This window comes from Pseudomonas sp. W15Feb9B, from assembly GCF_000828175.1.
Lineage (GTDB): Bacteria > Pseudomonadota > Gammaproteobacteria > Pseudomonadales > Pseudomonadaceae > Aquipseudomonas > Aquipseudomonas parakoreensis.
On record NZ_JTKF01000023.1, the window covers coordinates 61,071 to 85,919 of the forward strand.

Consider the following 24,849-nt stretch of genomic DNA (forward strand, 5'->3'; position numbering starts at 1 on the left):
CAGATGAAAATCACCAAACTCACCACCTTCATCGTCCCGCCGCGCTGGTGCTTCCTCAAGGTTGAAACCGATGAGGGCGTGACCGGTTGGGGCGAACCCGTGGTTGAAGGCCGCGCGCACACCGTCGCGGCTGCCGTTGAAGAATTGTCCGACTACCTGATCGGCAAAGACCCACGCAACATCGAGGACATCTGGACTGTGCTGTACCGCGGTGGCTTCTACCGTGGCGGTGCGATCCACATGAGTGCGCTGGCCGGTATCGACCAGGCGCTGTGGGACATCAAGGGCAAGGCCCTTGGTGTGTCGGTCAGCGATCTGCTCGGCGGTCAGGTGCGTGACAAGATCCGCGTGTATTCGTGGATCGGTGGCGACCGTCCGGCCGACACCGCACGTGCCGCGAAAGAGGCAGTGAGCCGTGGCTTTACGGCAGTCAAAATGAACGGTACCGAAGAACTGCAGTTCCTTGATTCCTTCGAGAAAGTCGATTTGGCCCTGGCCAATGTCGCCGCCGTGCGCGATGCGGTCGGGCCGAACGTCGGTATCGGTGTCGACTTCCACGGTCGGGTGCACAAGCCGATGGCCAAGGTGCTGATGAAGGAGCTCGACCCGTACAAACTGATGTTCATCGAGGAGCCGGTGCTCAGTGAAAACTACGAAGCGCTGAAGGAGCTGGCGCCGTTGACCAGCACGCCGATTGCCCTCGGTGAGCGGCTGTTCTCGCGCTGGGACTTTAAACGGGTGTTGAGCGAAGGTTACGTCGACATCATCCAGCCGGATGCCTCCCACGCCGGCGGCATTACCGAAACCCGCAAGATCGCCAACATGGCCGAAGCCTACGATGTGGCGCTGGCGCTGCATTGCCCGCTGGGGCCGATTGCGCTGGCGGCGTGTCTGCAACTCGACGCGGCTTGTTACAACGCGTTTATCCAGGAACAGAGCCTGGGTATCCATTACAACGAGAGCAACGATTTGCTCGACTACGTGAAGGATCCGCGGGTGTTCGACTACGACCAGGGCTTCGTGAAGATTCCGAACGGGCCGGGGCTGGGTATCGAGATCAACGAGGAATACGTGATCGAGCGTGCCGCCGTCGGCCACCGCTGGCGTAATCCGATCTGGCGCCATGCCGATGGCAGTTTTGCCGAGTGGTGAGTCTCTTCTGACCTACCCAAAATCCACTGTGGGAGCTGGCTTGCCAGCGATGACGGCGGCACATCCGACATTGATGTAACAGATGCACCGCTATCGCTGGCAAGCCAGCTCCCACAGGGTTCGGCGCAAGTTTTACGACTGTCCTCAAATAATCATAAAAAGAGGCACCCCCATGCCAACGCAAACCCTCACCGGGCAGGCGTCTTTAGTCACGCCCAGCCGCAAGCGATTTTTCATCATGGTGCTGCTGTTCATCACCGTGGTCATCAACTACCTCGACCGCAGCAACCTGTCGATTGCCGCGCCCGCGCTGACCAGTGAACTGGGCATCGACCCGGTTCACGTCGGGCTGATTTTCTCCGCATTCGGCTGGACCTACGCCGCGATGCAGATCCCCGGCGGCTGGCTGGTGGATCGGGTGCCGCCGCGCATTCTCTACAGCGTCGCGCTGCTGTTGTGGTCGCTGGCCACGGTGCTGCTCGGCTTCGCCGCGAGTTTCATTGCGCTGTTCGTGCTGCGCATGGCGGTCGGCGCGCTGGAAGCACCGGCCTATCCGATCAACAGCCGCGTGGTCACCACCTGGTTTCCCGAGCGCGAGCGGGCCACGGCAATTGGTTTCTACACCTCCGGGCAGTTTGTCGGCCTGGCGTTTCTGACCCCGGTGCTGGCCTGGCTGCAACATGAGTTCGGCTGGCACATGGTGTTCGTCGCGACCGGCGCGGCGGGCATTATCTGGGCGGCGATCTGGTACGCGGTGTATCGCGAACCGCGAGACTTCAAGGGCGCCAACAACGCGGAGATTGACCTGATCCGCGAGGGTGGCGGACTGGTAGACATCCAAGCGCAAGCAACCAAGGCCTCATTCAGCTGGACCGATCTCGGCATCGTCCTGAGCAAACGCAAGTTGTGGGGCATCTACCTCGGCCAGTTCTGTCTGAACTCGACGCTGTGGTTCTTCCTGACGTGGTTCCCGACCTACCTGGTGAAATATCGCGGCATGGACTTCATCAAATCCGGCCTGTTGGCGTCGCTGCCGTTTCTTGCCGCGTTCATTGGCGTGCTGTGTTCGGGGTTCTTTTCCGACCTGTTGATCCGCCGTGGCTGCAGCGTCGGCTTTGCGCGCAAGTTGCCGATCATTGGCGGGCTGCTGATTTCCACCTCGATCATCGGTGCCAACTTCGTTGAATCGACACCGCTGGTGATTGCCTTCCTGGCGCTGGCGTTTTTCGGCAACGGGCTGGCGTCGATCACCTGGTCGCTGGTCTCGACCCTCGCTCCGGCGCGGTTGCTGGGGCTGACCGGCGGGGTGTTCAACTTCATCGGCAACCTGTCGGCAATTGCCACGCCGATTGTCATCGGTTTCCTCGCCAGCGGTGATTCGTTCGCCCCGGCGATTACTTACATCGCGGTTCTGGCGCTGATCGGTGCATTGTCCTACGTGCTGCTGGTGGGCAAGGTCGAGCGTATCGAGTTGTAGTCGTCTGCGTCGGGCGACCATAATGCCGCCCGTTCCCTCGCTCAACGGTAAAGGCTGGATATGCAGGAAGACGCCCCGGAAAAAACCAAGGACGCCGCACCCACCGGCACCCAGACGCTGCTTCGCGGCCTGGGCGTGGTGCACGCGGTGGCCAGTGGCGCCCGCGATCTGAAAGAGATTGCCCGGCTGATCGGCACCACGCGCAGCACCACCCATCGTCTGGCCAGTTGCCTGGTGGACGAGCGCTATTTGCGCGTAGTGCCGCAAATCGGCTATCTGCTGGGGCCCAAGCTGATCGAGCTGGGGTTTCAGGCGCGTGAAGAGTTGCCGCTGGTGAGTCTGGCCGGGCCGTATCTGGACGAGTTGTCGGCGCTGACCGGCGACACCGTGCATCTGGGCATTCGCGAAGGCGACGAGGTCTTGTACCTGCTGAAGAATCCGGGGCGCAACGGCCCGGAAATGCGTTCGCGTGTCGGCCACCGCATGCCGTTGGCGCGCACCGGGATCGGCAAGGCGTTGATGCTCGATGATGCGCCGCAGGATTGGCAGCGCCTGTACGACATCAGCCTGCCGGCGGGTGGGAAAAGTCAGTTCTGGCCGCAGCATCCCCAGCAATCGTGGGAACAGCTCGAGCAGCGCATGACCGAGTACGTGGCCGGCGGCTACGCCTTCGATCTGGAGGACAACGAACCGTCGATCCGCTGCGTGGCGGCGCCGATTCGCGATGCGAGCAAGCGCATTGTCGCGGCGATCAGTATCGCCAGCACCGTGCCGTACATGCCGCTGGAAAAAATGGCCGAGCTGATCCCCCTGATCAAAGGGGTCACAGCCCGGCTCTCGGCGGAGCTTGGCTTGAAGGTTTAAAGCTTCAAGGTCGCCATGTCGATCACGAAGCGGTACTTCACGTCACCGGCAATCATCCGCGCGTAAGCTTCGTTGATCTGGCGGATGTCGAGCATTTCGATGTCGCAGGTGATGTTGTGCTCGGCGCAGAAATCCAGCACTTCCTGGGTTTCGGCGATGCCGCCGATCAACGAACCGGCCAGCACGCGGCGGCCCAGCACCAGGTTGGCAGCATGCACCGGCGGGTCGATCGGTTCGATCAGGCCGACCAGAATGTGCACGCCATCAAAGCGCAGGGTTTGCAGGTACGGGTTGAGGTCGTGCTGCACCGGAATGGTGTCCAGCAGGAAGTCGAAACGGCCCGCAGCGGCGGCCATTTGCTCGGCATCGGTGGAGACGATCACATGATCGGCGCCCTGACGACGGCCTTCTTCGGCCTTGCTCGCCGAACGGGTGAACAGCGTGACTTCCGCACCCATGGCCTTGGCGAACTTGATGCCCATGTGGCCGAGGCCGCCCATGCCGAGAATCCCGACCTTGTCGCCGGCCTTGACCCCGTAGTGCTTGAGCGGCGAGTAGGTGGTGATGCCGGCACAGAGGATCGGCGCGGCGCTGGCCAGATCCAGCTTTTCCGGAATGCGTACCACGAAGTGCTCGCTGACGACGATGCTGTCCGAATAACCGCCCATGGTGTTGCTGCCGTCGACCCGGTCCGGGGTGGCGTAGGTCATGGTCGGGCCTTCGAGGCAGTATTGCTCGAGGTTCTGCTGGCAGGCGGCGCAGGTGCGGCAAGAGTCGACCATGCAACCGACACCGACCAGGTCGCCGACTTTATGTTGAGTGACGTTGGCACCGATGGCGGTGACTTTGCCGACGATTTCGTGGCCGGGCATCAACGGATACACGGCGATGCCCCATTCGTTGCGCGCCTGGTGGATGTCGGAGTGGCAGACGCCGCAGTACAGGATCTCGATCGCCACGTCGTCGGCGCGCGGGCTGCGGCGTTCGAATTTCATCGGGGCGAGGGGAGTGGTGGCCGATTGAGCGGCATAACCGATAGCGGTGTACATAAGAAACCTCGCAGAAGCAGTGACAGGTGAGGTGGCGCATTTTGGGCGCCGACTGCCGCTGCGGCCATGACGATTCCTCCGGGTCTCATGCCTAATCCTCCGGCATGCAGGTCTGGGCAAGCGCATTGGCAAAAGGATCTGCGATGATGCTTGCATGCCTTTTTCCGTGACTTTTTTGAAGACCCCTCCGATGCAGTTGACTCGCCACCTTGATGCCAATGCCACGCTGGTTTCGCTGATCGAGCCGCTGGCGCTTTGCGACGGTTACAGCCAGACCGGGTTACCTGGTGTGCAGGTGCTGCGCGCCAGTTGCGACGTGGCGCGTGGCCCGCACATTTATGAGCCGAGCCTGATGATCATCGCCCAAGGCAGCAAACTGGCGTTCCTCGGCCCGCGCACCATGGAATATGGCGCCGGGCACTACCTGATTCAGGCGCTGCCGGTGCCGTTCGAGTGTGAAACCTTTGCCTTGCCGGATGCGCCGTTGCTGGGTGTATCGGTGGCCATCGACCGGGTGTTGCTCGGCGAACTGGTGCTGGCCATGGGGCTGGCGCCGGGGCGGCACATTCCGGCGCAGACACCGGAGTCGATGACCTCGGTGGTGCTCGACGATGACATGCGTGGCTGTGTCGAACGCTTGCTGCGTTGCCTGCACGATCCGCTGGAACGGCAGATTCTCGGACCGGCGCGGGTCCGCGAATTGTTGTTCACTGCGTTGCGCGGGCCGCAGGCCGATGTGTTGCGCGCACTGGTCGAACAGCAGGGGCAGTTCGCCCGGGTCGCGGCGTCGATCAGCCATCTGCATGCGCATTACACCGAGCCGCTGAATGTCGAGACGTTGGCCAGTTGCGCGAACATGAGCGTGTCGTCTTTTCACGAGCACTTCAAGCGCAGCACGCTGTTGTCGCCGGTGCAGTATCTCAAGCGCCTGCGCTTGCTCAAGGCGCAGACCTTGCTGGTCGCCGAAGGGCTGGGCGTGGCGCAGGTGGCGCATCGGGTGGGGTATCAGAGCACGTCGCAGTTCAGTCGCGAATACAAGCGCTACTTCGAGCGTAGCCCTGGTGATGAGCGCGTTGCCTGAGAGTTTGCGTAACCCTGTGGGAGCTGACTTGCCAGCGAAGGCGGTGATCCAGGCTGCCAAGATGTCGACTGACATGGCCCCATCGCTGGCAAGCCAGCTCCCACAGGGGATGATGTGATGCATTAAATTTTGGGCAACAAAAAGGCCCCCATTTCGGGAGCCTCGTTGTTCAGCGATGCGACTTACATGTTCGGGTAAGTCGGGCCGCCAGCGCCTTCCGGCGTGACCCAGGTGATGTTCTGCGAAGGGTCCTTGATGTCACAGGTCTTGCAGTGCACGCAGTTCTGGGCGTTGATCTGGAAGCGCTTTTCACCGTCTTCCTTGGTGATCACTTCATATACACCGGCCGGGCAGTAGCGCTGTGCCGGTTCGTCGTACATCGGCAGGTTGCGGCTCAGCGGAATGCTCGGGTCGGTCAGCTTAAGGTGGCACGGTTGCTCTTCTTCGTGGTTGGTACCGGAGATGAACACCGAGCTCAGTTTGTCGAAGCTGAGTTTGCCGTCCGGCTTCGGATAGTCGATCTTCTTGCAGTCGGCCGCGAGCTTCAGGCAGGCGTAGTCCGGTTTGGTGTCGTGCAGGGTGAACGGCAGTTTGCCGCCGAAGATATTCTGGTCCAGCCAGTTGAAGCCACCGCCGACAATCGCGCCGAACTTGTGGATCGCCGGGCCGAAGTTGCGGCTGGCAAACAGTTCGTCGTAGAGCCAGCTCTTCTTGAACGCGTCGACGTAAGTGGTCAGCTCTTCAGTGCCATCCTTCTCGGCGAACAGGGCGTCGGCCACCGATTCAGCGGCGAGCATGCCCGACTTCATTGCGGTGTGACTGCCTTTGATCTTGGCGAAGTTCAGGGTGCCGAGGTCGCAGCCGATCAGCGCGCCGCCCTTGAAGACCATTTTCGGCAGCGAGTTCAGGCCACCTTTGCAGATCGCACGGGCGCCGTAGCTGACGCGTTTGCCGCCTTCCAGGTACTGCGCCAGCACCGGGTGATGCTTGAGGCGCTGGAACTCGTCGAACGGCGACAGGTAAGTGTTGCTGTACGACAGGTCGACGATCAGACCGACCACGACCTGGTTGTTTTCCAGGTGATAGAGGAACGAGCCGCCGGTGTTTTCGGTGCCCATGATGTCCAGCGGCCAACCGGCGGTGTGCACCACCAGGCCTGGCTGGTGTTTGGCCGGGTCGATTTCCCAGATTTCTTTCAGGCCGATGCCGTAGTGTTGGGCGTCGGCATCGCTGTCGAGGTTGTAGCGCTTGATCAGTTGCTTGCCGATGTGGCCACGACAGCCCTCGGCGAACAGCGTGTACTTGCCACGCAGTTCCATACCCGGGGTGTACAGGCCTTCTTTCGGGTTGCCTTCGCGGTCGACGCCCAGATCACCGGTGATGATACCGCGCACGATGCCGTTGTCGTCGATCAGCGCTTCCTGAGCGGCGAAGCCCGGGTAGATTTCCACGCCCAGGTTCTCGGCCTGCTGGGCCAGCCAGCGGCACAGGTTGCCCAAAGAAATAATGTAGTTGCCTTCGTTGTGCATGGTCTTGGGCACAAAGAAGTCAGGGATTTTCTGCGCGCTGTCGGCGTTTTTCAGCACGAAAATGTCATCGCGGGTGACCGGCGTGTTCAGCGGGGCGCCGAGTTCTTTCCAGTCCGGGAACAGTTCGTTCAGAGCGCGTGGTTCGAACACGGCACCGGACAGGATGTGTGCGCCGACTTCGGAGCCTTTTTCGACCACGCAGACGCTGATTTCCTTACCGGCTTCGGCGGCCTTCTGCTTCAGACGGCAGGCGGCGGACAGGCCAGCGGGGCCGGCACCGACGATGACCACGTCGAATTCCATGTATTCGCGTTCCACAGGCTATCTCCTACTCAAGGCTCAACAGTTTTTTTTCTAATTTGGAGGTTCGGCGTCGCATCCGTTATTGCCTTTACGTTAACGTCAAGGGTAATAATGGGTAAACCACCTTTCTCTCTAGGCGGCGCATTATATCTACACCACTCGGAGCGTCCAATACAAACGTTTGTTTGAATCGGCTCCAGCCCAGAGAAATCAAAGAAGCGCGGCTTATGAACGGCCATTTTGCCGTATTGACCGGAATAGGCGTTCCGGTCAAGATACGGGCGGTTTTGCGCTCGCCGTAGGCAGACTGGCGGTTTCAAGAGCACCTCTAAAGACAGGGCACAGGCAGTTCAAGGTGATGCGCAGCGCAAGTCCGGCGCGCAGTTTACACACCGTGCGATTCAATGACCCGTTGGTCACCACTGACGAACGGTCATCGGCCCCCAGCCGGCGTTTTTAGAGGTGCCCTTGTGCCCGATGAGCATCAACCGCCAGGTTCGCCTAGGCGACTTTCTTTTCACCGGAGAGTAACGAGGAATCCATGAAGGTTCTTGTAGCTGTCAAACGCGTTGTGGATTACAACGTCAAGGTTCGCGTCAAGGCGGACAATTCCGGCGTAGACCTCGCCAACGTCAAGATGTCGATGAACCCGTTCTGCGAAATCGCAGTGGAAGAAGCCGTACGCCTGAAAGAGAAAGGTGTTGCGACTGAAATCGTCGTCGTCTCCATCGGCCCGTCCACCGCTCAGGAACAGCTGCGTACCGCACTGGCTCTGGGTGCCGACCGTGCCATCCTCGTCGAATCCGCTGAAGACCTGACTTCGTTGGCCGTGGCCAAGCTGCTCAAGGCTGTGGTAGACAAGGAACAGCCTCAGCTGGTGATCCTGGGCAAACAGGCGATCGACAGCGACAACAACCAGACCGGCCAGATGCTCGCTGCACTGAGCGGCTACGGTCAGGGCACTTTCGCTTCGAAAGTCGAAGTCTCCGGCGACAGCGTTGCCGTGACCCGCGAAATCGACGGCGGCGCGCAGACCGTTTCCCTGAAACTGCCGGCCATCGTCACCACCGACCTGCGTTTGAACGAGCCGCGCTACGCGTCCCTGCCAAACATCATGAAAGCCAAGAAGAAGCCTCTCGAAGTGCTGACTCCGGACGCTTTGGGCGTTTCCACCGCCTCCACCAACAAGACCCTGAAAGTCGAAGCGCCGGCTGCACGCAGCGCGGGTATCAAGGTCAAGTCGGTGGCTGAACTGGTCGAGAAACTGAAAAACGAAGCGAAGGTAATCTAAAAATGACTATCTTGGTAATCGCTGAACACGACAACAAAGTGCTGGCCCCGGCCACGCTGAATACCGTGGCTGCTGCTGCCAAAATCGGCGGCGACATTCACGTACTGGTTGCAGGTCAGGGCGCTGGCGCCGTGGCCGAAGCTGCGGCGAAAATCGCAGGCGTGAGCAAAGTCCTGAATGCTGACAATGCCGCTTACGCGCATCAGTTGCCGGAAAACGTTGCTCCGCTGGTAGCAGAGCTGGGCGCTGGTTACAGCCACATCCTGGCTGCCGCCACGTCCAACGGCAAAAACATCCTGCCGCGCGTTGCCGCTGCACTGGACGTTGACCAGATCTCCGAGATCATCTCGGTAGAAAGCGCCGACACCTTCAAGCGTCCGATCTACGCCGGTAACGCCATCGCTACCGTGCAATCGACCGCTGCGATCAAAGTGATCACCGTGCGTGCCACCGGTTTCGACCCGGTTGCTGCTGAAGGTGGTTCGGCGGCTGTTGAGGCCGTTGCTGCTGCGCACGACGCCGGCACTTCCAGCTTCGTCAGCGAAGAACTGGCCAAGTCGGATCGTCCTGAGCTGACCGCTGCCAAGATCGTGGTTTCCGGCGGTCGTGGCATGCAGAACGGTGACAACTTCAAACACCTGTACGCCCTGGCCGACAAGCTGGGCGCTGCCGTGGGCGCTTCGCGCGCTGCGGTCGACGCAGGTTTCGTACCAAACGACATGCAGGTCGGTCAGACCGGCAAGATCGTTGCGCCACAGCTGTACATCGCCGTCGGTATCTCCGGCGCGATCCAGCACCTGGCCGGCATGAAAGACTCCAAAGTGATCGTTGCGATCAACAAGGACGAAGAAGCGCCGATCTTCCAGGTGGCCGATTACGGTCTGGTGGCGGATCTGTTCGAAGCAGTCCCTGAGCTGGAGAAGCTGGTCTAATCCAGCGGCTTCACTTATAAAGAGCCCGGCCTTCTGGTCGGGCTTTTTTTTGTCTCGAATTTGAGTGGGAGCGTTTGCCATGGATCTGCGCCGCAGGTTGTTATTGGGATTGATCCTGTTGCCGGGGATGGCTGCGGCTGCCGGCAAATGCGAGCGCCTCGTCGTTACCGGCAGTCCGGACGCGCCGCCGTACTTGTGGCAGGACCCGCAGAATCCCAAACATCTGATCGGCGCCAGTGCCGACCTGTTGCAGCAAGTGGCCAAGGATCTGGGGATCAAGGTCGAGCTGCTCTACGCCGGCAAACGCGCGCAGGCCCTCGACGAAGTGCGCAGCGGGCGCATGGACATGCTGGCGGACACGCCGCTGATGTTCAATGAGCTGGAGAACCTCGACTACGTCTATCCACCGTTGCTCGAAAACGACTACCTGGTGTGGACGCGCAAAGGCTCGACGCTCGCCTACAGCGAAGCAAAAGACCTGCACGGGCACGCTGGCGGGTTGTCGGAAAAGTCTCGAATGACCCAGGCTTTTGGCACCTTCGCCGAGCAGAATCTGACCCTGACCCGGACGGCAAACATCACTCAGGCCTTTCAGAAACTTCTGCTGGGCGAAGTGGAATATGTACTCGCTGGGCGCTATTCGGGCATGGCTGCCGCGCAGGCATTAGGCATGGCCAATGATCTGCTGGCGTTCGAACAGCCGATCGACCGACCGGGATTGTTCCTCGCGGTTTCGCATAACTCGGCCTGCAACGATCCGTGGTTGCGCGGACAGCTCGCTAAAAAGATGACAGAATTGCCCGCGTCCGGACTGACCGAGGCCGCGCTGCAACGCAATATCGAGCGCTGGAAGGCCCAGCAGCAACAACCGCAGCCACCTGTCAGTGCCCCAAAACAGTAGGGATTCTTAGTGAGTATTCGACCTCTTTTCGCGGCCATGGCCGTTCTGGCCCTGGCCGGCTGCGCCAACGATCCGGCACCCCATGAGCAAATGCGCCTGACCGAGCAGGCCATCACCCAGGCCAAGGCTGTCGGTGCGACCGCCGATGAAATGCCGGAAATGAAACTGGCCGAAGACAAGTTCAACCGGGCCAAGGGCAACATGGCCGACGAGTCTTTCAAGAACGCCCGCATGCGCGCCGAACAGGCCGAGCTGGATGCGCGTCTGGCCGAAGCCAAAGTGCTGACGCAAAAAAGCGAAGAGCAACTCAACGTGCTCAACACCCGCATCATCCGTCTGCGCAAGCAACTGGGAGATGCCCAATGAGCCTCAAGTCCAAAATCCTCGGCGGGATGATTCTGGCCGGATGCGCAAGCCTCTATGGCTGCGCCGGTCAACACGGCGAAGCCGCATTGCAACAGGCTGGCAGTGACTTTCAGAAGGTCAAGGAAGATTCCAATGTGCTGCGTATCGCGCCGAAGGATGTGATCCGCGCCGGTGAGTCGCTGGCCCGCGCCGATCGCCTGTCCACCTATTGGGGCAGTGGCGCGGACGTGGTGCATTACGCCTACTTGAGTCAGCGCTACAGCGAAATCGCTCGCGAACACACCAATCTGGTGCTCAACGAAGAGCGCGCGGCGAAGCTTGAACTGGAGCGTCAGCGTCTGCAGCTGGCCCTGCGCGAGTCCAAACTGCTGAGCGTGCAGCAGCAGGGTAAATGGCTTGAGGAACAGATCGTGGCGTTGGCCACTACGCAGACCGATCGCGGCCTGGTGATGACCCTCGGCGATGTACTGTTCGACACTGGCGAGGCGGAGCTTAAGAACTCGGCCAATCGCGTGGTGTTGAAGATTGTGCAGTTCCTGCAACTCAACCCGAAACGTGTGGTGCGTATCGAGGGTTACACCGACAGCACCGGTGGCAAACAGGAAAACCTCAAGCTGTCGCGTGATCGCGCGCAAGCAGTAGCTGATGTGTTGATGGACCTGGGGATTGAGGACAAGCGGATTCAGGTCGAAGGTTACGGTGACGAATACCCGGTAGACGCCAACGCTTCCGAGCGCGGTCGGGCACAGAACCGTCGGGTGGAAATTGTCTTCTCCGACGAAAAAGGCCAGCTCGGCGCCGCCCGTTGAGGGCTGCGTCTCTGGAAAGCCCGGCCTGTCATGCAGCGCCGGGCTTTTTTACGACTGTCGAATAGCACGCAAATCCGTACAGTTTTGGCTGACACTGCACTGTACGGTCGACTATGGTGGCAACTGTCCCAGTACACTTCTAAACTGTTCCGGTATTGTTTCACACAAGAATAAAATGCCCGTGAAATCGAGTGCTGCGTCATGACCAATCTCTTGCTCTACCAACGTATTGCTCAACAATTGGCGGAAGACATCCGGCGCGGTGTCTATCAACCCGGAGAACGCGTGCCGTCGGTGCGCAAGATGAGTTCGCAGCTCAATGTCAGCCATGCGACGGTGTTGCAGGCTTATGCCAATCTCGAAGATCAGGGCCTGATCCGCGCACGGCCGCAATCCGGTTACTACGTGCACCAGACCCCGGCACTGACGGCGCCGACCCCGGACATCGCCCGGGTCGAGCGCCCAGGCCTGGTCACCCGCGCCAGTATTATTCAGCAAGTGTTGGTCGAGTCTCGCCGCGAGGGGGTCTTCCCGTTGGGCGCTGCGGTGCCGAGTGTCGATTACCTCCCGGTTCGCGCACTGCATCAGCAACTGGCCAAGGTCACCCGATTCCACAGCCCACGCGCCTTCAGCTACATGTTCAGCCCGGGTTTCGAACCGTTGCGCCGGCAAGTGGCAATCCGCATGCGCGACGCCGGGGTGGTGGTCGATCCGTCGGAAGTGGTCATTACCCACGGCTGTGTCGATGCGCTGCAGATGTCGCTGCGGGTGCTGACCCGTCCGGGAGATCTGATCGCTGCCGAATCGCCGACCTATTACGGTTTGCTGCAACTGGCCGATCTGTTGGGCCTGAAAGTGATCGAGATTCCCAGCGATCCGGCCACCGGCATGAGCCTCGAAGCTTTGCAGCTGGCGGCCAACCAATGGTCGATCAAGGCTTTGGTTCTGACCACGCGCCTGAGCAATCCGCTGGGCGGCACCATGCCGGAAGAACGGCAGAAACAACTGCTGCGTCTGGCCTCGGACTTTGATATCCAGATCGTCGAAGACGATATCTATGGTGAGTTGATGTTCGAACAGGGCCGCACCAAAGCCCTCAAGGCTTACGATCGACTGGATCGGGTGATTTACTGCTCGAGCTTTTCCAAAACATTGTCGCCGGGCGTGCGCGTTGGCTGGATGATTGCCGGCAAATATCAGCAGGAAATCCAGCGTCTGCAGACCTTCACCACGCATTCGGCGTGCAGCGTGACGCAGATGGCGATTGCCGCTTATCTGGAAAATGGCGGTTATGACCGGCATTTACGGTACATCCGCCAGGAATACCGGAAAAATCTCAGCGCGTTCCAGTTGGCGGTGCAGCAGTACTTTCCCGAAGGTACACAGATGACCCGGCCCACGGGCGGTTTCATCCTCTGGGTGAGTCTGCCGGGCAGGGTCAATACCCAGGAATTGCATGTCCGCGCATTGCAGCAGGGCATCAGCATTGCACCGGGGCTGATCTTCAGTAATACCGAGCAGTTCAATCACTGCATCCGCCTGAACTGCGGCACACCGTGGAATCGCGAGGCGGAAAGGGCGCTGATGACCCTCGGTCTGCTGGCGACTCAACTGTGTCAGGAAACGGCTGGCGGTTTCTGAACGGGGCGCGCGTCGTGCTTGTCTTGTGGCGCTCAACAGGCGAGCATATGGCCCTCTGCCGTTAGTGTTGTAGGGTTCATGAAAGCGATTTTGCCTGCTGCCTGGATATTGCTTGGTGTGTTGATGATGGGCCATGCGCCCGGTGTCATGGCAGCTGCCGTTCAGGAAAAGCCCGCAACGTCCGCGCCGGCAAACAAACCGGCGGCGAGCAAAAAAGCCGTTGCGGATAACAAAGCTGCGGCTAAAAAAGCCCCACAGAAGAAAGCCGCCGCGGTGAAGAAACGGCCCCCGGTCGCGTCCAAGTCGAAACCGGCCAGTGAGGTGGTGAAAACCAGATTGCCGCCGGCCAAGCTGGATCTGAGCCTGCCCAAGGACATGGTCCAGCAGCTAAAACCCGCCGGTACTGTATCGCTGCCCAAACACGAGGCGATCCTGCCGCAGATGTTCGGCGAGAAGAACAGCGGCTTCCAGCTCAATGGTCGCCTGCTCAGCAACGAAATGCAGTTGCAGCTGCGCAACGATGAGCGCCGTGATATCGAAGGCGCAGCACTGGATTTCGAGTTCAAGCAATAAATTCAATCGATCCGTGACCCGCGAACCAGACGCTTTGTCGGAGACTGGTCAGTCACATTCAGTTATCGGTAAAAACCCCGGTGCAGGGAATTTGAAACAACCGTTTTAGCGGTTACTCTGTCCGTGTCTCTTTAACACATTGCCCGTCGCGAGGACTTGCTCGTCATGAAATGCCGTGAAGGCTGTGGCGCTTGCTGTATTGCCCCCTCCATCAGTTCTGCCATTCCAGGCATGCCCAACGGCAAACCTGCCGGCGAACGTTGCGTGCAACTCTCGGTCGAAAACCTGTGCAGCATTTTCGGCCAGCCGGAGCGTCCGGCGGTTTGTTCAGGATTTGCCGCCGATGTCGAAGTCTGCGGCAGCAGCTCCGAGGAAGCGATCAAACTGATCGGCTGGTGGGAGCAGATGACGGCGGCGTGATGTGTCAAACGAACGGAACTTCAACAATAAGGAATAAGACTATGGGTTCGCTGCATCGTATCGCTGTGTTGTGTGGTTTGACCGCTGTGCTGGCTACTTCGGTGGCTCAGGCCGAGGACTGGAAGGTCGCCAAGGAACAGGACGGGATCAAGGTCTCGCTGGCTGAAGTACCGGGCTCGGATTACAAGTCCTATCAGGGCGTGACTCTGATGAAGACCACCGTGGCCAAACTGCGTGCCTTGCAGGAAGACGTGTCCGGAGCCTGTGCGTGGATCTACGAGTGCAAGGCCCAGAAGCTGCTCAAGCACGAGGGCGATCAGAGTTGGACCTATACGCAGTTCAACACGCCGTGGCCAGTCACTTCGCGTGATTCGGTGCTGCACATCACCACCGTGGAAGGTGCCGATGGCAGCCTGACCCGCAACCTCGAAGGCTTGCCGAAGTACGTTCCTGAAGAGAAAGGTTTTGTGCGCGTCACTCAGGTCAAAGGCTTCTGGAAGTTCGTGCCGAAAGGTGATCAGGTCGAAGTGACCTATCAAGTGCACACTGAGCCAGGCGGCAGCGTACCGGCCATGGTTGCCAACAAGTTTGTGGTTGATGCGCCGTTCAACACCCTTAAAGCCCTGAAAGAGCGCGCCGAGAAGTAATCCGCGCGCTTTGCGCAAAAACGCCCCGATCGATTCGGGGCGTTTTGTTTTGTCGTTATATTGTGTTTCCAGATATGCGCTGCACGAAATTTTCACAAAGCGTTCCTGACAATTCGCCCGCGCAATGCGTGCTGTCTGCGAACGATTGCCTTTATGAAAGAGTCGGGCAGCGGGGCACTAATCAATGGCAATGCTGCCGGTGATCGTGCAACATTTGCGCACCGCGCACGCCCCGGGGCCTGGAATGGCCAATAGAGGGCATGGCGCCGCTGTATTTTGCAACTTCAACTTCCAATGGGTCCTAAAACGACATGGCAAACCCGGACGCCCTGAATCAGCAGCGATCTTCCACTCGCCTGCTGCAACCGACCGTCAAATCGCATCTGGCCTACACCCTGTTGTGTGCCCTGGTCATGATGGTGATGTTTTCCGTGCTGCGCCTCGCGCTGCTGGTCTACAACCGCGAGATGATCCTCGATACCCCGGCTTCGACCTTCCTCGAAGCTTTCGCCAACGGCCTGCGTTTCGACCTGCGCCTGGTGGTCTACGTCTGCGTCCCGTTGCTGCTGGCACTGTTCAGTGCGCGGGCGATGGCTGCGCGTGGCTTCTTCCGTCTGTGGCTGACCGTGGCGTCCAGCATCGCGCTGTTCCTCGGCCTGATGGAGATGGACTTCTACCGTGAGTTCCACCAGCGCCTCAATGGCCTGGTATTTCAGTACGTGAAAGAAGACCCGAAAACCGTGATGAGCATGCTCTGGTACGGTTTCCCGGTGGTGCGCTACCTGCTGGCGTGGGTGATCGGCACCGTGATCCTGACCCTGGCTTTCAAGGGCGCCGATCGTGCAACCCGTCCGCGCGGCCCGTTCAGCGGCGGCAACGTCGGCACCCGCCAGGTGGCGCCGTGGTACACGCGTCTGGCGGTGTTTGTGGTGTGCCTGCTGATCTGCGTCGTGGCGGCCCGTGGCACCCTGCGTCAGGGCCCGCCGCTGCGCTGGGGTGACGTGTACACCACCGAATCGAACTTCGCCAACCAGCTTGGCCTCAACGGCACGCTGTCGCTGATCGCCGCCGCCAAGGACCGCATGGGTGAAGATCGCAACAACATCTGGAAAGCCACCCTGCCGCAGGAACAGGCGCAGAAAGTGGTGCGCGAGATGCTGGTGATGCCGGACGACAAACTGGTCGATGCCGACATTGCGGCGGTGCGTCGTGACTACACGCCACCGGCCGACAAGACCCTGCCGATCAAGAATGTGGTCGTGATCCTGATGGAAAGCATGGCCGGTCACTCGGTGGGCGCTCTGGGCGCGCCGGGCAACATCACGCCGTACCTCGACAAACTGTCGAAGGAAGGCCTGCTGTTCGACCGTTTCTTCTCCAACGGCACCCATACCCACCAGGGCATGTTTGCGACCATGGCGTGCTTCCCGAACCTGCCGGGTTTCGAATACCTGATGCAGACACCGGAAGGCAGCCACAAACTCTCCGGCCTGCCGCAGTTGCTCAGTGCGCGCAAGTATGACGACGTGTATGTCTACAACGGCGACTTCGCCTGGGACAACCAGTCGGGCTTCTTCAGCAACCAGGGCATGACCAACTTCGTTGGCCGTAACGACTTCGTCAACCCGGTGTTCTCCGATCCGACCTGGGGCGTGTCCGACCAGGACATGTTCGACCGTGGTCTGGTGGAACTGAAGGCGCGGGAAAACGGCAAGCCGTTCTATGCGCTGCTGCAAACCCTGTCCAACCACACGCCGTACGCCTTGCCAACGCCTTTGCCGGTGGAGCGCGTGACGGATCGCGGCACGCTCAACGAACACCTCACGGCCATGCGTTACGCCGACTGGGCCCTGGGTCAGTTCTTCGAGAAGGCGCGCAAAGAGCCGTACTTCAAGGAAACCCTGTTCGTTATCGTCGGCGACCACGGTTTCGGCAACGAGCGTCAGATCACCGAAATGGACCTGGGCCGCTTCAACGTGCCGATGCTGATGATTGCGCCGGGCATTCAGGAGAAGTTCGGTACCCGTGACCACACCGTGGGCACCCAGATCGACATCGTGCCGACCATCATGGGTCGTCTGGGTGGCGAAGTGCGTCACCAGTGCTGGGGCCGTGACCTGCTCAACCTGCCGGCCGGCGACACCGGTTTCGGTGTGATCAAGCCGTCGGGCAGCGAGCAGACCACTGCCATCGTCACCGCTGACCAGATCCTGGTCTTGCCGAAAGAGAAGGAAATGGCACCGAAGATCTACCAGTACCAACTGGGCGCGAACCCTTCTGCCGAGATCATTCCGGACGCACCGCGTACCGCCGAATTGAAACTCAAGCTTGAAGCGTTCCTGCAAACGGCGACCAAGAGCCTGATGGACAACACGGCCGGTGTGATCAACGGCAAGCCGGACTGATAAAACCGCTGCATAAAAAAGAGGCCCCTGAGGGCCTCTTTTTTTTGTCTTGGGGTTTTATATCCTGCCAAGTAACAGCAAGACCAACAGCACCACCAACACCACGCCAATAATGCCCGAAGGGCCATAACCCCAACTTCTGGAGTGCGGGAAGACCGGCAGACCACCGATCAGCAACAGGATCAGGATAATGATAAGAATTGTGCCCATGTCGATTTCCTTGTTTATAGCGTTCGAGAAGTCTTGGTATTCAAGGGCGACTGGAGGCTAACTAATTCCAGACGGCTTACAAATTCCGACCGGTGCGTATGAAAGAAAATTCAATGTTTTTTTAATGTATTTGGATGACTCGTTTATTTCCTTTGAAGCGCAAGACCAAAAGATCGCAGCCTTCGGCAGCTCCTACAGGGAACTGATGTAGGCGCTGCGGAAGGCTGCGATCTTTTGATCCTGTATTCAGCATTCTGATGGAGCGTGGGTGGCCAGTGTTCCTTCGCTACACTCCGCGCATCTCCTACAGAACAACAAGGCTGTCTGCTATGCAAAATCGCATGATGATCACGGGTGCGGGCTCAGGTTTAGGTCGCGAACTTGCACTGCGCTGGGCGCGTGAAGGCTGGCAGCTGGCCTTGTCCGACGTCAGCGAACCTGGCCTGCAGGAAACCCTGAAGCGGGTGCGCGAGGCCGGTGGCGACGGGTTCATCCAGCGCTGTGATGTGCGTGATTACAGCCAGCTCACCGCGTTTGCCCAGGCCTGCGAAGAGAAGCTCGGCGGCATCGACATCATCGTCAACAACGCCGGTGTGGCGTCCGGCGGGTTCTTCAGCGAACTGTCGCTGGAGGACTGGGACTGGCAGATCGCGATCAACCTGATGGGCGTGGTCAAAGGCTGCAAGGCCTTCCTGCCGCTGCTGGAACAGAGCAAAGGCAAGATCATCAACATTGCTTCGATGGCGGCATTGATGCAGGGCCCGGCGATGAGCAATTACAACGTGGCCAAGGCCGGTGTGGTGGCGCTGTCTGAAAGTTTGCTGGTGGAACTGGCGCAGCAGGAAGTCGGGGTGCATGTGGTCTGCCCGTCGTTCTTCCAGACCAACTTGCTCGACTCGTTCCGTGGCCCGACGCCAGCCATGAAAGCTCAGGTTGGCAAGTTGCTGGAAAGTTCGCCGATCAGCGCAGCCGACATCGCCGACTACATTTATCAGCAAGTGGCCGCCGGCGAGTTCATGATCCTGCCGCACGAGCAGGGACGCATGGCCTGGGCGATCAAGCAGAAGAACCCGCAACTGATCTACAACGAAATGACCACCATGGCCGATAAAATGCGCGCCAAGGCCAAACAAACCAACGGCTGAACTTGCCCCATGGGTGTCGCGTCGTTAGGGTGGCCGCAATAGTCACCCTGTCGAGAGGCATCAATGCTCAATTACCTGTGGTTCTTCCTCGCGGCGCTGTTTGAAATCGCCGGTTGTTTCGCCTTTTTCATGTGGTTGCGCCAGGGCAAAAGTGCCTTGTGGGTGATCCCGGCGCTGCTCAGCCTGACGCTGTTCGCCCTGTTGCTGACCCGTGTCGAAGCGGCTTACGCCGGTCGCGCCTATGCCGCCTATGGCGGGATCTATATCGTCGCGTCGATTGGCTGGCTGGCAGTGGTTGAACGGATACGTCCCTTGGGTTCGGACTGGATCGGCGTGGCGCTGTGCGTGATCGGCGCCAGTGTGATCCTGTTCGGGCCGCGGTTTAGCGCCGCGTGAGGCGAGACTGTTTAGCGATTTGCAGGAAACGTCTGACGGGCGCAGCGCTTGCGAGTGTAGGGCAAGACTGAATTGCTCACCACGCATTGTAGAGCGGGCGCGCACCGCGCATCTTCAGGGCTGGCTAACCCTTGAAGGACGAACTCCATGCTTGTACTCAGCCGTGTTGTGGGCGAGTTGATTTCCATCGGTGACGACATTTCCCTGCGGGTGTTGTCCGTCAACGGCTCCAGTGTGCGCTTTGGTGTCGAAGCGCCGCAGAAGATCAATGTGCACCGTTCGGAGGTCTACGAGCGGATTCAGCGCAAACAGGCCACCGAGAAGGTCCGCTAGTCGAACAGGTGCTTGGGCACGTCGTGTTTGAGCATCAGTTGGCATTGTTCGCTTTCCGGGTCGAAGACGATCAGCGCCTGGCCTTTGGTCAACGCCTGGCGTACGCGCAGCACGCGGGTTTCCAGCGGCGTGTCATCACCGTTGTCGGTGCCATCGCGGGTGACAAAGTCCTCGATCAGGCGGGTGAGGGTGTCGACTTCTAGAGCGTCGTAGGGAATCAGCATGGGCACCTCGGTTCAATCAATGGCGGGATGCTACGGCGATTGGTGGCTGGCTGCCAGTTTTGTGTGGGCAGTATCGGCCCTATCGCTGGCAAGCCAGCTCCCACAGAGTTTGATGGTGTACACAAACAACTGAGCCACCCCAAAAACTGTGGGAGCTGGCTTGCCAGCGATGGGGCCAGTCCAGCCACCACGGAAGCCCGGATCAGCTGTCGGAGCGCTGCCCCACCAGACTGTCCACCGACGGCACTCGCGTATCGCTCTCCATCTGCGTGTCGTGCTCGATCTGGTGACTGAAGCGATCCAGCGAAGCATTGGCCGGCGCGGCATCGCTGGCAAATACCGGCGGACTCAGAATGTACGCTCCAAGCAAACGACTGAGCGCCGCCAGACTGTCGATGTGCGTGCGCTCGTAACCATGGGTTGCATCACAACCGAAGGCGAGCAGGGCCGTGCGAATGTCGTGCCCGGCGGTCACCGCCGAATGTGCGTCGCTGAAGTAATAGCGGAACAGGTCGCGCCTTACCGGCAGTTCGTTTTCGCTGGCCAGCCGCAGCAAATGCCGCGACAGGTGATAGTCGTATGGCCCGCCGGAATCCTGCATCGCTACGCTCACCGCGTGCTCACTGGAATGCTGGCCCGGCGCGACCGGTGCAATGTCGATGCCGACGAATTCGCTGACATCCCACGGCAAGGCTGCTGCCGCGCCGCTGCCGGTTTCTTCGGTGATGGTGAACAGCGGATGACAGTCGATCATCAATTCCTGACCGCTGTCGACGATGGCTTTGAGCGCGGCGAGCAGCGCGGCGACACCCGCCTTGTCGTCGAGGTGACGGGCGCTGATGTGGCCGCTGTCGGTGAACTCCGGCAACGGGTCGAACGCCACCACGTCGCCGACACTGATGCCCAGTGAGTCGCAATCGGCCTTGGTTGCGCAGTAGGCATCCAGACGCAGTTCGACGTGATCCCAACTGATCGGCATTTCGTCCACGGCGGTGTTGAACGCGTGCCCGGAGGCCATCAATGGCAACACGCTGCCGCGAATCACACCGTTGTCGGTGAACAGGCTGACCCGGCTGCCTTCGGCAAACCGACTCGACCAGCAACCGACCGGAGCCAGGGTCAGACGGCCGTTGTCTTTCACTGCTCGCACGGCTGCGCCAATGGTGTCGAGGTGCGCGGAAACGGCGCGGTCGGGGCTGTTTTTCTTGCCCTTGAGCGTGGCGCGGATGGTGCCGCGACGGGTCATTTCGAAAGGGATACCGAGTTCTTCCAGACGCTCGGCGACGTAGCGCACGATGGTGTCGGTGAAGCCGGTGGGGCTGGGAATGGCGAGCATTTCCAGCAGGACTTTTTGCAGGTAGTTCAGATCCGGTTCGGGGATTTGAGTGGTCATGGAAACTCCTGATGAGTTGAGGCGCATCGATGGTTTCGATGAGGGAATTTGTGTTGCCTGTCAGGCCCTCATCGCTGGCAAGCCAGCTCCCACAGTGATGGGGTACACCGGTAAACGTGTGGGAGCTGGCTTGCCAGCGATGGGGCCGGTTCAGGCTCTAAATGATCAAGAAACAGCCGGCTGACTGTGCGGAAACAACAGATCGACAAACCGCTCCGCCGTCGGCTGCGGCTCGTGATTGGCCAGGCCAGCGCGTTCGTTGGCTTCGATAAACACGTACTCCGCTTGATCCGCTGCCGGCACCATCAAATCGAGGCCGACCATTGGAATATCCAGTGCCCGCGCTGCACGAACGGCGGCATCGACCAGAGTCGGGTGCAGAATCGCCGTGACGTCTTCCAGCGTGCCGCCGGTGTGGAGATTGGCGGTGCGGCGCACAAACAGGTGTTCGCCTGCCGGCAAGACAGTGCTGTAGTCATAACCGGCCGCATGCAGAGTGCGTTGGGTTTCGTGATCCAGCGGGATCTTGCTCTCGCCCCCAGTCGCGGCTTGCCGGCGTCGACTCTGCGCCTCGATCAATGCACCGATCGAATGATGGCCGTCACCGACCACCTCGGCGGGACGACGAATCGCTGCCGCCACCACTTCAAAACCGATCACCAGAATCCGCAGGTCGAGGCCTTCGTGGAAGCTTTCGAGCAGTACGCGGCTGTCAAAACGCTTGGCGGCTTCGATGGCCTGCTGCACCTCTTCGATGCTCTGCAAATCCACCGCCACGCCTTGGCCCTGTTCACCGTCGAGCGGCTTGACCACCACCCGCTGATGCTCATCGAGAAACGCCAGATTGTCGTCGGCGTTGCCTGCCAATTGCTGCGAGGGCAGCTTCAGTCCGGCGCCTTTCAACACTTTGTGGGTCAGGCTTTTGTCTTGGCACAAACTCATGCTGATCGCGCTGGTCAAGTCGCTCAACGATTCGCGGCAACGCACCCGACGTCCGCCATGGCTGAGGGTGAACAGCCCGGCTTCGGCATCATCCACCTGCACGTCGATGCCGCGCCGATGCGCTTCCTCGACGATGATCCGCGCATAAGGGTTGAAATTGGCTTCCGGCCCGGGCCCGAGGAACAGCGTCTGGTTAATGCCGTTCTTGCGTTTGATGGCGAAGGTCGAGAGGTTGCGAAAACCGAGTTTGGCGTACAGGTTCTTCGCCTGGCGGTTGTCATGCAGTACCGACAGATCCAGATAACTCAGGCCGCGACTCATGAAGTGTTCGATCAAGTGCCGCACCAGCACTTCGCCGACGCCGGGCCGCGAACATTGCGGATCCACCGCCAGGCACCACAGGCTGCTGCCGTGTTCCGGATCGTTGAAGGCTTTCTGGTGATTGAGGCCCATGACACTGCCGATTACCGCGCCGCTGTCTTCATCTTCGGCGAGCCAGTACACCGGGCCGCCCTGATGATGCGGAGTCAGGCGCGTGGCATCGATCGGCAGCATGCCGCGTGCCTGATACAGCAGATTGATTGCTTGCCAGTCGGCTTCGCTTTGTGCCCGGCGAATGCGGAAGCCGCGAAATACCCGGGTGGCCTGGCGGTAATCGCTGAACCACAGGCGCAGAGTATCGGACGGATCGAGAAACAGTTGCGTCGGTTCCAGCCCGAGAATCTGTTGCGGTGCGGCAACGTACAGGGCGATATCGCGCTCGCCGGGCTGCTCGTTGAGCAGTTCCTGCGCCAGCGTCGCCGGGTCAGGAAAGGTGTGACCGATCAGCAGCCGGCCCCAACCGCAATGCACGGCGATGGGGTCGGCGCCGAGTTCGCTGCCGTCTTCGGCCAGACGCGCCTGCAAACGTTCATACGACGGTGTCTGGCCGCGCAACAGGCGTTGGTTGATAGCCGTGGCGTGAGGTTTCATCAATCAGATTCCTTGTTCACTGAGCCACAGGTTCAGGGCCGCCAGTTGCCACAGTTTCGAGCCGCGCAAAGGCGTCAGTTGGCCTTGCGGATCAGTCAGCAGTTTGTCGAGCATGGCCGGGTTGAACAGGCCGCGATCCTGGCTAGGATCCAGCAGCAGTTCACGCACCCAGTTCAGGGTGTCGCCTTGCAAATGCTTGAGGCCCGGCACTGGGAAGTAACCTTTCTTGCGGTCGATCACTTCGCTTGGAATCACCAGACGCGCCGCTTCTTTGAGCACTTGTTTACCACCGTCCGGCAGCTTGAACTGACCGGGAATCCTTGCGGAGAGCTCAACCAGTCGATAATCGAGAAACGGCGTGCGCGCTTCCAGACCCCAGGCCATGGTCATGTTGTCGACGCGTTTGACCGGGTCGTCCACCAGCATCACCGTGCTGTCCAGACGCAGGGCTTTATCGACGGCAGCATCGGCGCCGGGTTGGGCGAAGTGTTCTTTCACGAAGTCGCCGGCCGCGTCATTCGCGGTCAACCATTTCGGTTGCACGGTGGCGGCGTAGTCGTCGTAGCTGCGGTCGAAGAACGCCGCGCGATAGGCTGCGTATGGATCCGCCGCACCGTCGACTTGCGGGTACCAGTGATAACCGGCGAACAACTCGTCCGCACCCTGGCCGCTTTGCACCACTTTGCAGTGCTTGGCCACTTCGCGCGACAGCAGGTAGAAGGCGATGCAGTCGTGGCTGACCATCGGCTCGCTCATCGCGCGGAACGCCGCGGGCAGTTGCTCGATGATCTCTTTTTCGTCGATGCGCAATTGATGGTGCTGCGTGCCGTAGTGTCTGGCGATCAGATCGGAATACTGGAATTCGTCACCGCGCTCGCCGCCAGCGTCCTGGAAGCCGATGGAAAAGGTCGACAGGTTCTCCACGCCGACTTCACGCAACAGGCCGACAAGCATGCTCGAATCGACACCGCCGGAAAGCAGCACGCCGACATCCACCGCCGCCCGTTGACGAATCGCTACCGCCTCGCGGGTGCTGTCGAGCACGCGGTCGCGCCAGTCTTCGAGGGTCAGGTTTTTCTCGTCGTCGTGCGGGCCGTAGGGCAGGGTCCACCAGGTTTTCTGCTCGGTGCGGCCATCGGCTTCGACGCGCATCCAGGTCGCTGGCGGCAGCTTTTCGATGCCCGCGAGCAAAGTGCGTGGAGCCGGCACCACCGCATGGAAATTCAGGTAGTGATTGAGCGCCACCGGATCGAGGATCGGGTTGATGTCGCCGCCCTTGAGCAGCGCCGGCAGGGCCGAGGCGAAGCGCAAACGCTGGCCGGTGCGCGACAGGTACAAAGGCTTCACGCCGAGGCGGTCACGAGCGATGAACAGGCGCTGGGCATCGCGTTCCCAGATGGCGAAGGCGAACATGCCGTTGAGTTTTGGCAGCAGCGCTTCACCCCAGGCGTGGTAGCCCTTGAGCAGCACTTCGGTGTCGCCACCGGAATAGAAGGCATAGCCGAGCGCTTCGAGTTCGGCACGCAGTTCCGGGAAGTTGTAGATCGCGCCGTTGAAGGCGAGGGACAAGCCCAGCTGGCTGTCGATCATCGGCTGAGCCGAGCCGTCCGACAGGTCCATGATTTTCAGGCGACGATGGCCGAGGGCAATCGGCCCTTGGGCATGGAAGCCCCACGCGTCGGGGCCGCGAGGGGCCAGGTGATGGGTGATTCGCTCTACCGCTGCAAGGTCTGCAGGTTGATGATCAAAACGTAACTCGCCAGCTAATCCGCACATAAAGTCCTTACCGGTTTT

24 protein-coding genes are annotated in these 24,849 nt (G+C 60.1%); 17 read left to right on the forward strand and 7 right to left on the reverse strand.

What is annotated here, in order from left to right; genetic code table 11:
* Positions 1–3 precede the first annotated feature (3 nt).
* The 3 genes from dgoD (at position 4) to OC71_RS12400 (ending at position 3,493) form a co-directional block, all read left to right on the forward strand.
* The gene (gene dgoD / locus OC71_RS12390) at positions 4–1,152 is read left to right on the forward strand and encodes a galactonate dehydratase (RefSeq protein ID WP_007961968.1); all 1,149 of its coding nucleotides are present in this window, start codon (positions 4–6) and stop codon (positions 1,150–1,152) included.
* 172 nt (positions 1,153–1,324) lie between these two features.
* Entirely contained in the window at positions 1,325–2,629 is a 1,305-nt protein-coding gene (locus OC71_RS12395; protein WP_041069255.1) for an MFS transporter, read from the forward strand.
* Positions 2,630–2,689: 60 nt separating this feature from the next.
* On the forward strand, positions 2,690–3,493 hold the full coding sequence (locus OC71_RS12400; RefSeq protein ID WP_041069258.1) for an IclR family transcriptional regulator: 804 nt from the start codon (positions 2,690–2,692) through the stop codon (positions 3,491–3,493).
* Here OC71_RS12400 and OC71_RS12405 read toward each other — a convergent pair.
* Complete coding sequence (locus tag OC71_RS12405; RefSeq protein WP_041069261.1) at positions 3,490–4,542, reverse strand: NAD(P)-dependent alcohol dehydrogenase; 1,053 nt, start codon at positions 4,540–4,542, stop codon at positions 3,490–3,492. The two genes, OC71_RS12400 and OC71_RS12405, sit on opposite strands and share 4 nt — an antisense overlap.
* A 190-nt stretch (positions 4,543–4,732) precedes the next feature.
* On the opposite strand from OC71_RS12405, the gene OC71_RS12410 reads away from it, so the two are divergent.
* Positions 4,733–5,623 carry an AraC family transcriptional regulator gene (locus OC71_RS12410; protein WP_007961974.1) on the forward strand — a complete coding sequence of 297 codons (891 nt, stop codon included), beginning with the start codon at positions 4,733–4,735 and terminating at the stop codon, positions 5,621–5,623.
* A gap of 182 nt (positions 5,624–5,805) precedes the next feature.
* Here the strand turns inward: OC71_RS12410 and OC71_RS12415 are convergent, their stop codons facing one another.
* On the reverse strand, positions 5,806–7,470 hold the full coding sequence (locus OC71_RS12415) for an electron transfer flavoprotein-ubiquinone oxidoreductase (protein ID WP_041069264.1): 1,665 nt from the start codon (positions 7,468–7,470) through the stop codon (positions 5,806–5,808).
* A 526-nt stretch (positions 7,471–7,996) separates the two neighbouring features.
* On the opposite strand from OC71_RS12415, the gene OC71_RS12420 reads away from it, so the two are divergent.
* The 10 genes from OC71_RS12420 (at position 7,997) to OC71_RS12465 (ending at position 17,440) form a co-directional block, all read left to right on the forward strand.
* A complete protein-coding gene (locus tag OC71_RS12420; RefSeq protein WP_003226982.1) occupies positions 7,997–8,746 on the forward strand; it encodes an electron transfer flavoprotein subunit beta/FixA family protein in 750 nt (249 codons plus the stop codon).
* A gap of 2 nt (positions 8,747–8,748) precedes the next feature.
* Complete coding sequence (locus OC71_RS12425; protein ID WP_041069267.1) at positions 8,749–9,678, forward strand: electron transfer flavoprotein subunit alpha/FixB family protein; 930 nt, start codon at positions 8,749–8,751, stop codon at positions 9,676–9,678.
* 79 nt (positions 9,679–9,757) lie between these two features.
* On the forward strand, positions 9,758–10,579 hold the full coding sequence (locus OC71_RS12430) for an ABC transporter substrate-binding protein (RefSeq protein ID WP_041069270.1): 822 nt from the start codon (positions 9,758–9,760) through the stop codon (positions 10,577–10,579).
* Between the two features lie 9 nt (positions 10,580–10,588).
* Positions 10,589–10,945, forward strand: a complete 357-nt coding sequence (locus OC71_RS12435; protein ID WP_177327913.1) for a DUF4398 domain-containing protein — start codon at positions 10,589–10,591, stop codon at positions 10,943–10,945.
* Positions 10,942–11,754, forward strand: a complete 813-nt coding sequence (locus OC71_RS12440) for an OmpA family protein (protein ID WP_041069276.1) — start codon at positions 10,942–10,944, stop codon at positions 11,752–11,754. The genes OC71_RS12435 and OC71_RS12440 overlap by 4 nt, the downstream gene beginning before the upstream one ends.
* Positions 11,755–11,955: 201 nt before the next feature.
* Positions 11,956–13,395, forward strand: a complete 1,440-nt coding sequence (locus tag OC71_RS12445; RefSeq protein WP_003226969.1) for a PLP-dependent aminotransferase family protein — start codon at positions 11,956–11,958, stop codon at positions 13,393–13,395.
* 78 nt (positions 13,396–13,473) lie between these two features.
* Positions 13,474–13,968, forward strand: coding sequence for a hypothetical protein (locus tag OC71_RS12450; protein WP_041069280.1), 495 nt, complete (start codon positions 13,474–13,476; stop codon positions 13,966–13,968).
* Positions 13,969–14,133: 165 nt separating this feature from the next.
* Positions 14,134–14,388: a YkgJ family cysteine cluster protein gene (locus OC71_RS12455; RefSeq protein ID WP_041069283.1), complete on the forward strand. Its 255-nt coding sequence runs from the start codon at positions 14,134–14,136 to the stop codon at positions 14,386–14,388.
* Between the two features lie 41 nt (positions 14,389–14,429).
* Positions 14,430–15,035: an START domain-containing protein gene (locus tag OC71_RS12460; protein WP_041069286.1), complete on the forward strand. Its 606-nt coding sequence runs from the start codon at positions 14,430–14,432 to the stop codon at positions 15,033–15,035.
* Between the two features lie 311 nt (positions 15,036–15,346).
* Complete coding sequence (locus OC71_RS12465) at positions 15,347–17,440, forward strand: LTA synthase family protein (RefSeq protein WP_041069289.1); 2,094 nt, start codon at positions 15,347–15,349, stop codon at positions 17,438–17,440.
* Positions 17,441–17,497: 57 nt separating this feature from the next.
* Here the strand turns inward: OC71_RS12465 and OC71_RS26850 are convergent, their stop codons facing one another.
* Positions 17,498–17,656, reverse strand: a complete 159-nt coding sequence (locus OC71_RS26850) for a DUF3309 family protein (RefSeq protein ID WP_169432680.1) — start codon at positions 17,654–17,656, stop codon at positions 17,498–17,500.
* 323 nt (positions 17,657–17,979) lie between these two features.
* Between OC71_RS26850 and OC71_RS12475 the strand changes: the two genes are divergently transcribed.
* The 3 genes from OC71_RS12475 (at position 17,980) to csrA (ending at position 19,524) form a co-directional block, all read left to right on the forward strand.
* Positions 17,980–18,795 (forward strand): SDR family oxidoreductase, encoded by an 816-nt coding sequence (locus tag OC71_RS12475; RefSeq protein ID WP_041069294.1) that lies wholly within the window; start codon positions 17,980–17,982, stop codon positions 18,793–18,795.
* A 63-nt stretch (positions 18,796–18,858) separates the two neighbouring features.
* On the forward strand, positions 18,859–19,191 hold the full coding sequence (locus OC71_RS12480; protein ID WP_041069297.1) for a YnfA family protein: 333 nt from the start codon (positions 18,859–18,861) through the stop codon (positions 19,189–19,191).
* A 147-nt stretch (positions 19,192–19,338) separates the two neighbouring features.
* A complete protein-coding gene (gene csrA, locus OC71_RS12485; RefSeq protein WP_041069300.1) occupies positions 19,339–19,524 on the forward strand; it encodes a carbon storage regulator CsrA in 186 nt (61 codons plus the stop codon).
* Here csrA and OC71_RS12490 read toward each other — a convergent pair.
* The 4 genes from OC71_RS12490 to OC71_RS12505 form a co-directional block, all read right to left on the reverse strand.
* Positions 19,521–19,748 carry a YheU family protein gene (locus OC71_RS12490; protein WP_003192759.1) on the reverse strand — a complete coding sequence of 76 codons (228 nt, stop codon included), beginning with the start codon at positions 19,746–19,748 and terminating at the stop codon, positions 19,521–19,523. The two genes, csrA and OC71_RS12490, sit on opposite strands and share 4 nt — an antisense overlap.
* A gap of 202 nt (positions 19,749–19,950) precedes the next feature.
* Complete coding sequence (locus tag OC71_RS12495) at positions 19,951–21,141, reverse strand: osmoprotectant NAGGN system M42 family peptidase (protein WP_041069309.1); 1,191 nt, start codon at positions 21,139–21,141, stop codon at positions 19,951–19,953.
* 165 nt (positions 21,142–21,306) lie between these two features.
* Positions 21,307–23,055, reverse strand: coding sequence for an N-acetylglutaminylglutamine synthetase (ngg, locus tag OC71_RS12500; protein WP_041069311.1), 1,749 nt, complete (start codon positions 23,053–23,055; stop codon positions 21,307–21,309).
* Between the two features lie 3 nt (positions 23,056–23,058).
* Positions 23,059–24,831, reverse strand: a complete 1,773-nt coding sequence (locus OC71_RS12505; RefSeq protein ID WP_041069314.1) for an N-acetylglutaminylglutamine amidotransferase — start codon at positions 24,829–24,831, stop codon at positions 23,059–23,061.
* Positions 24,832–24,849: the final 18 nt, after the last annotated feature.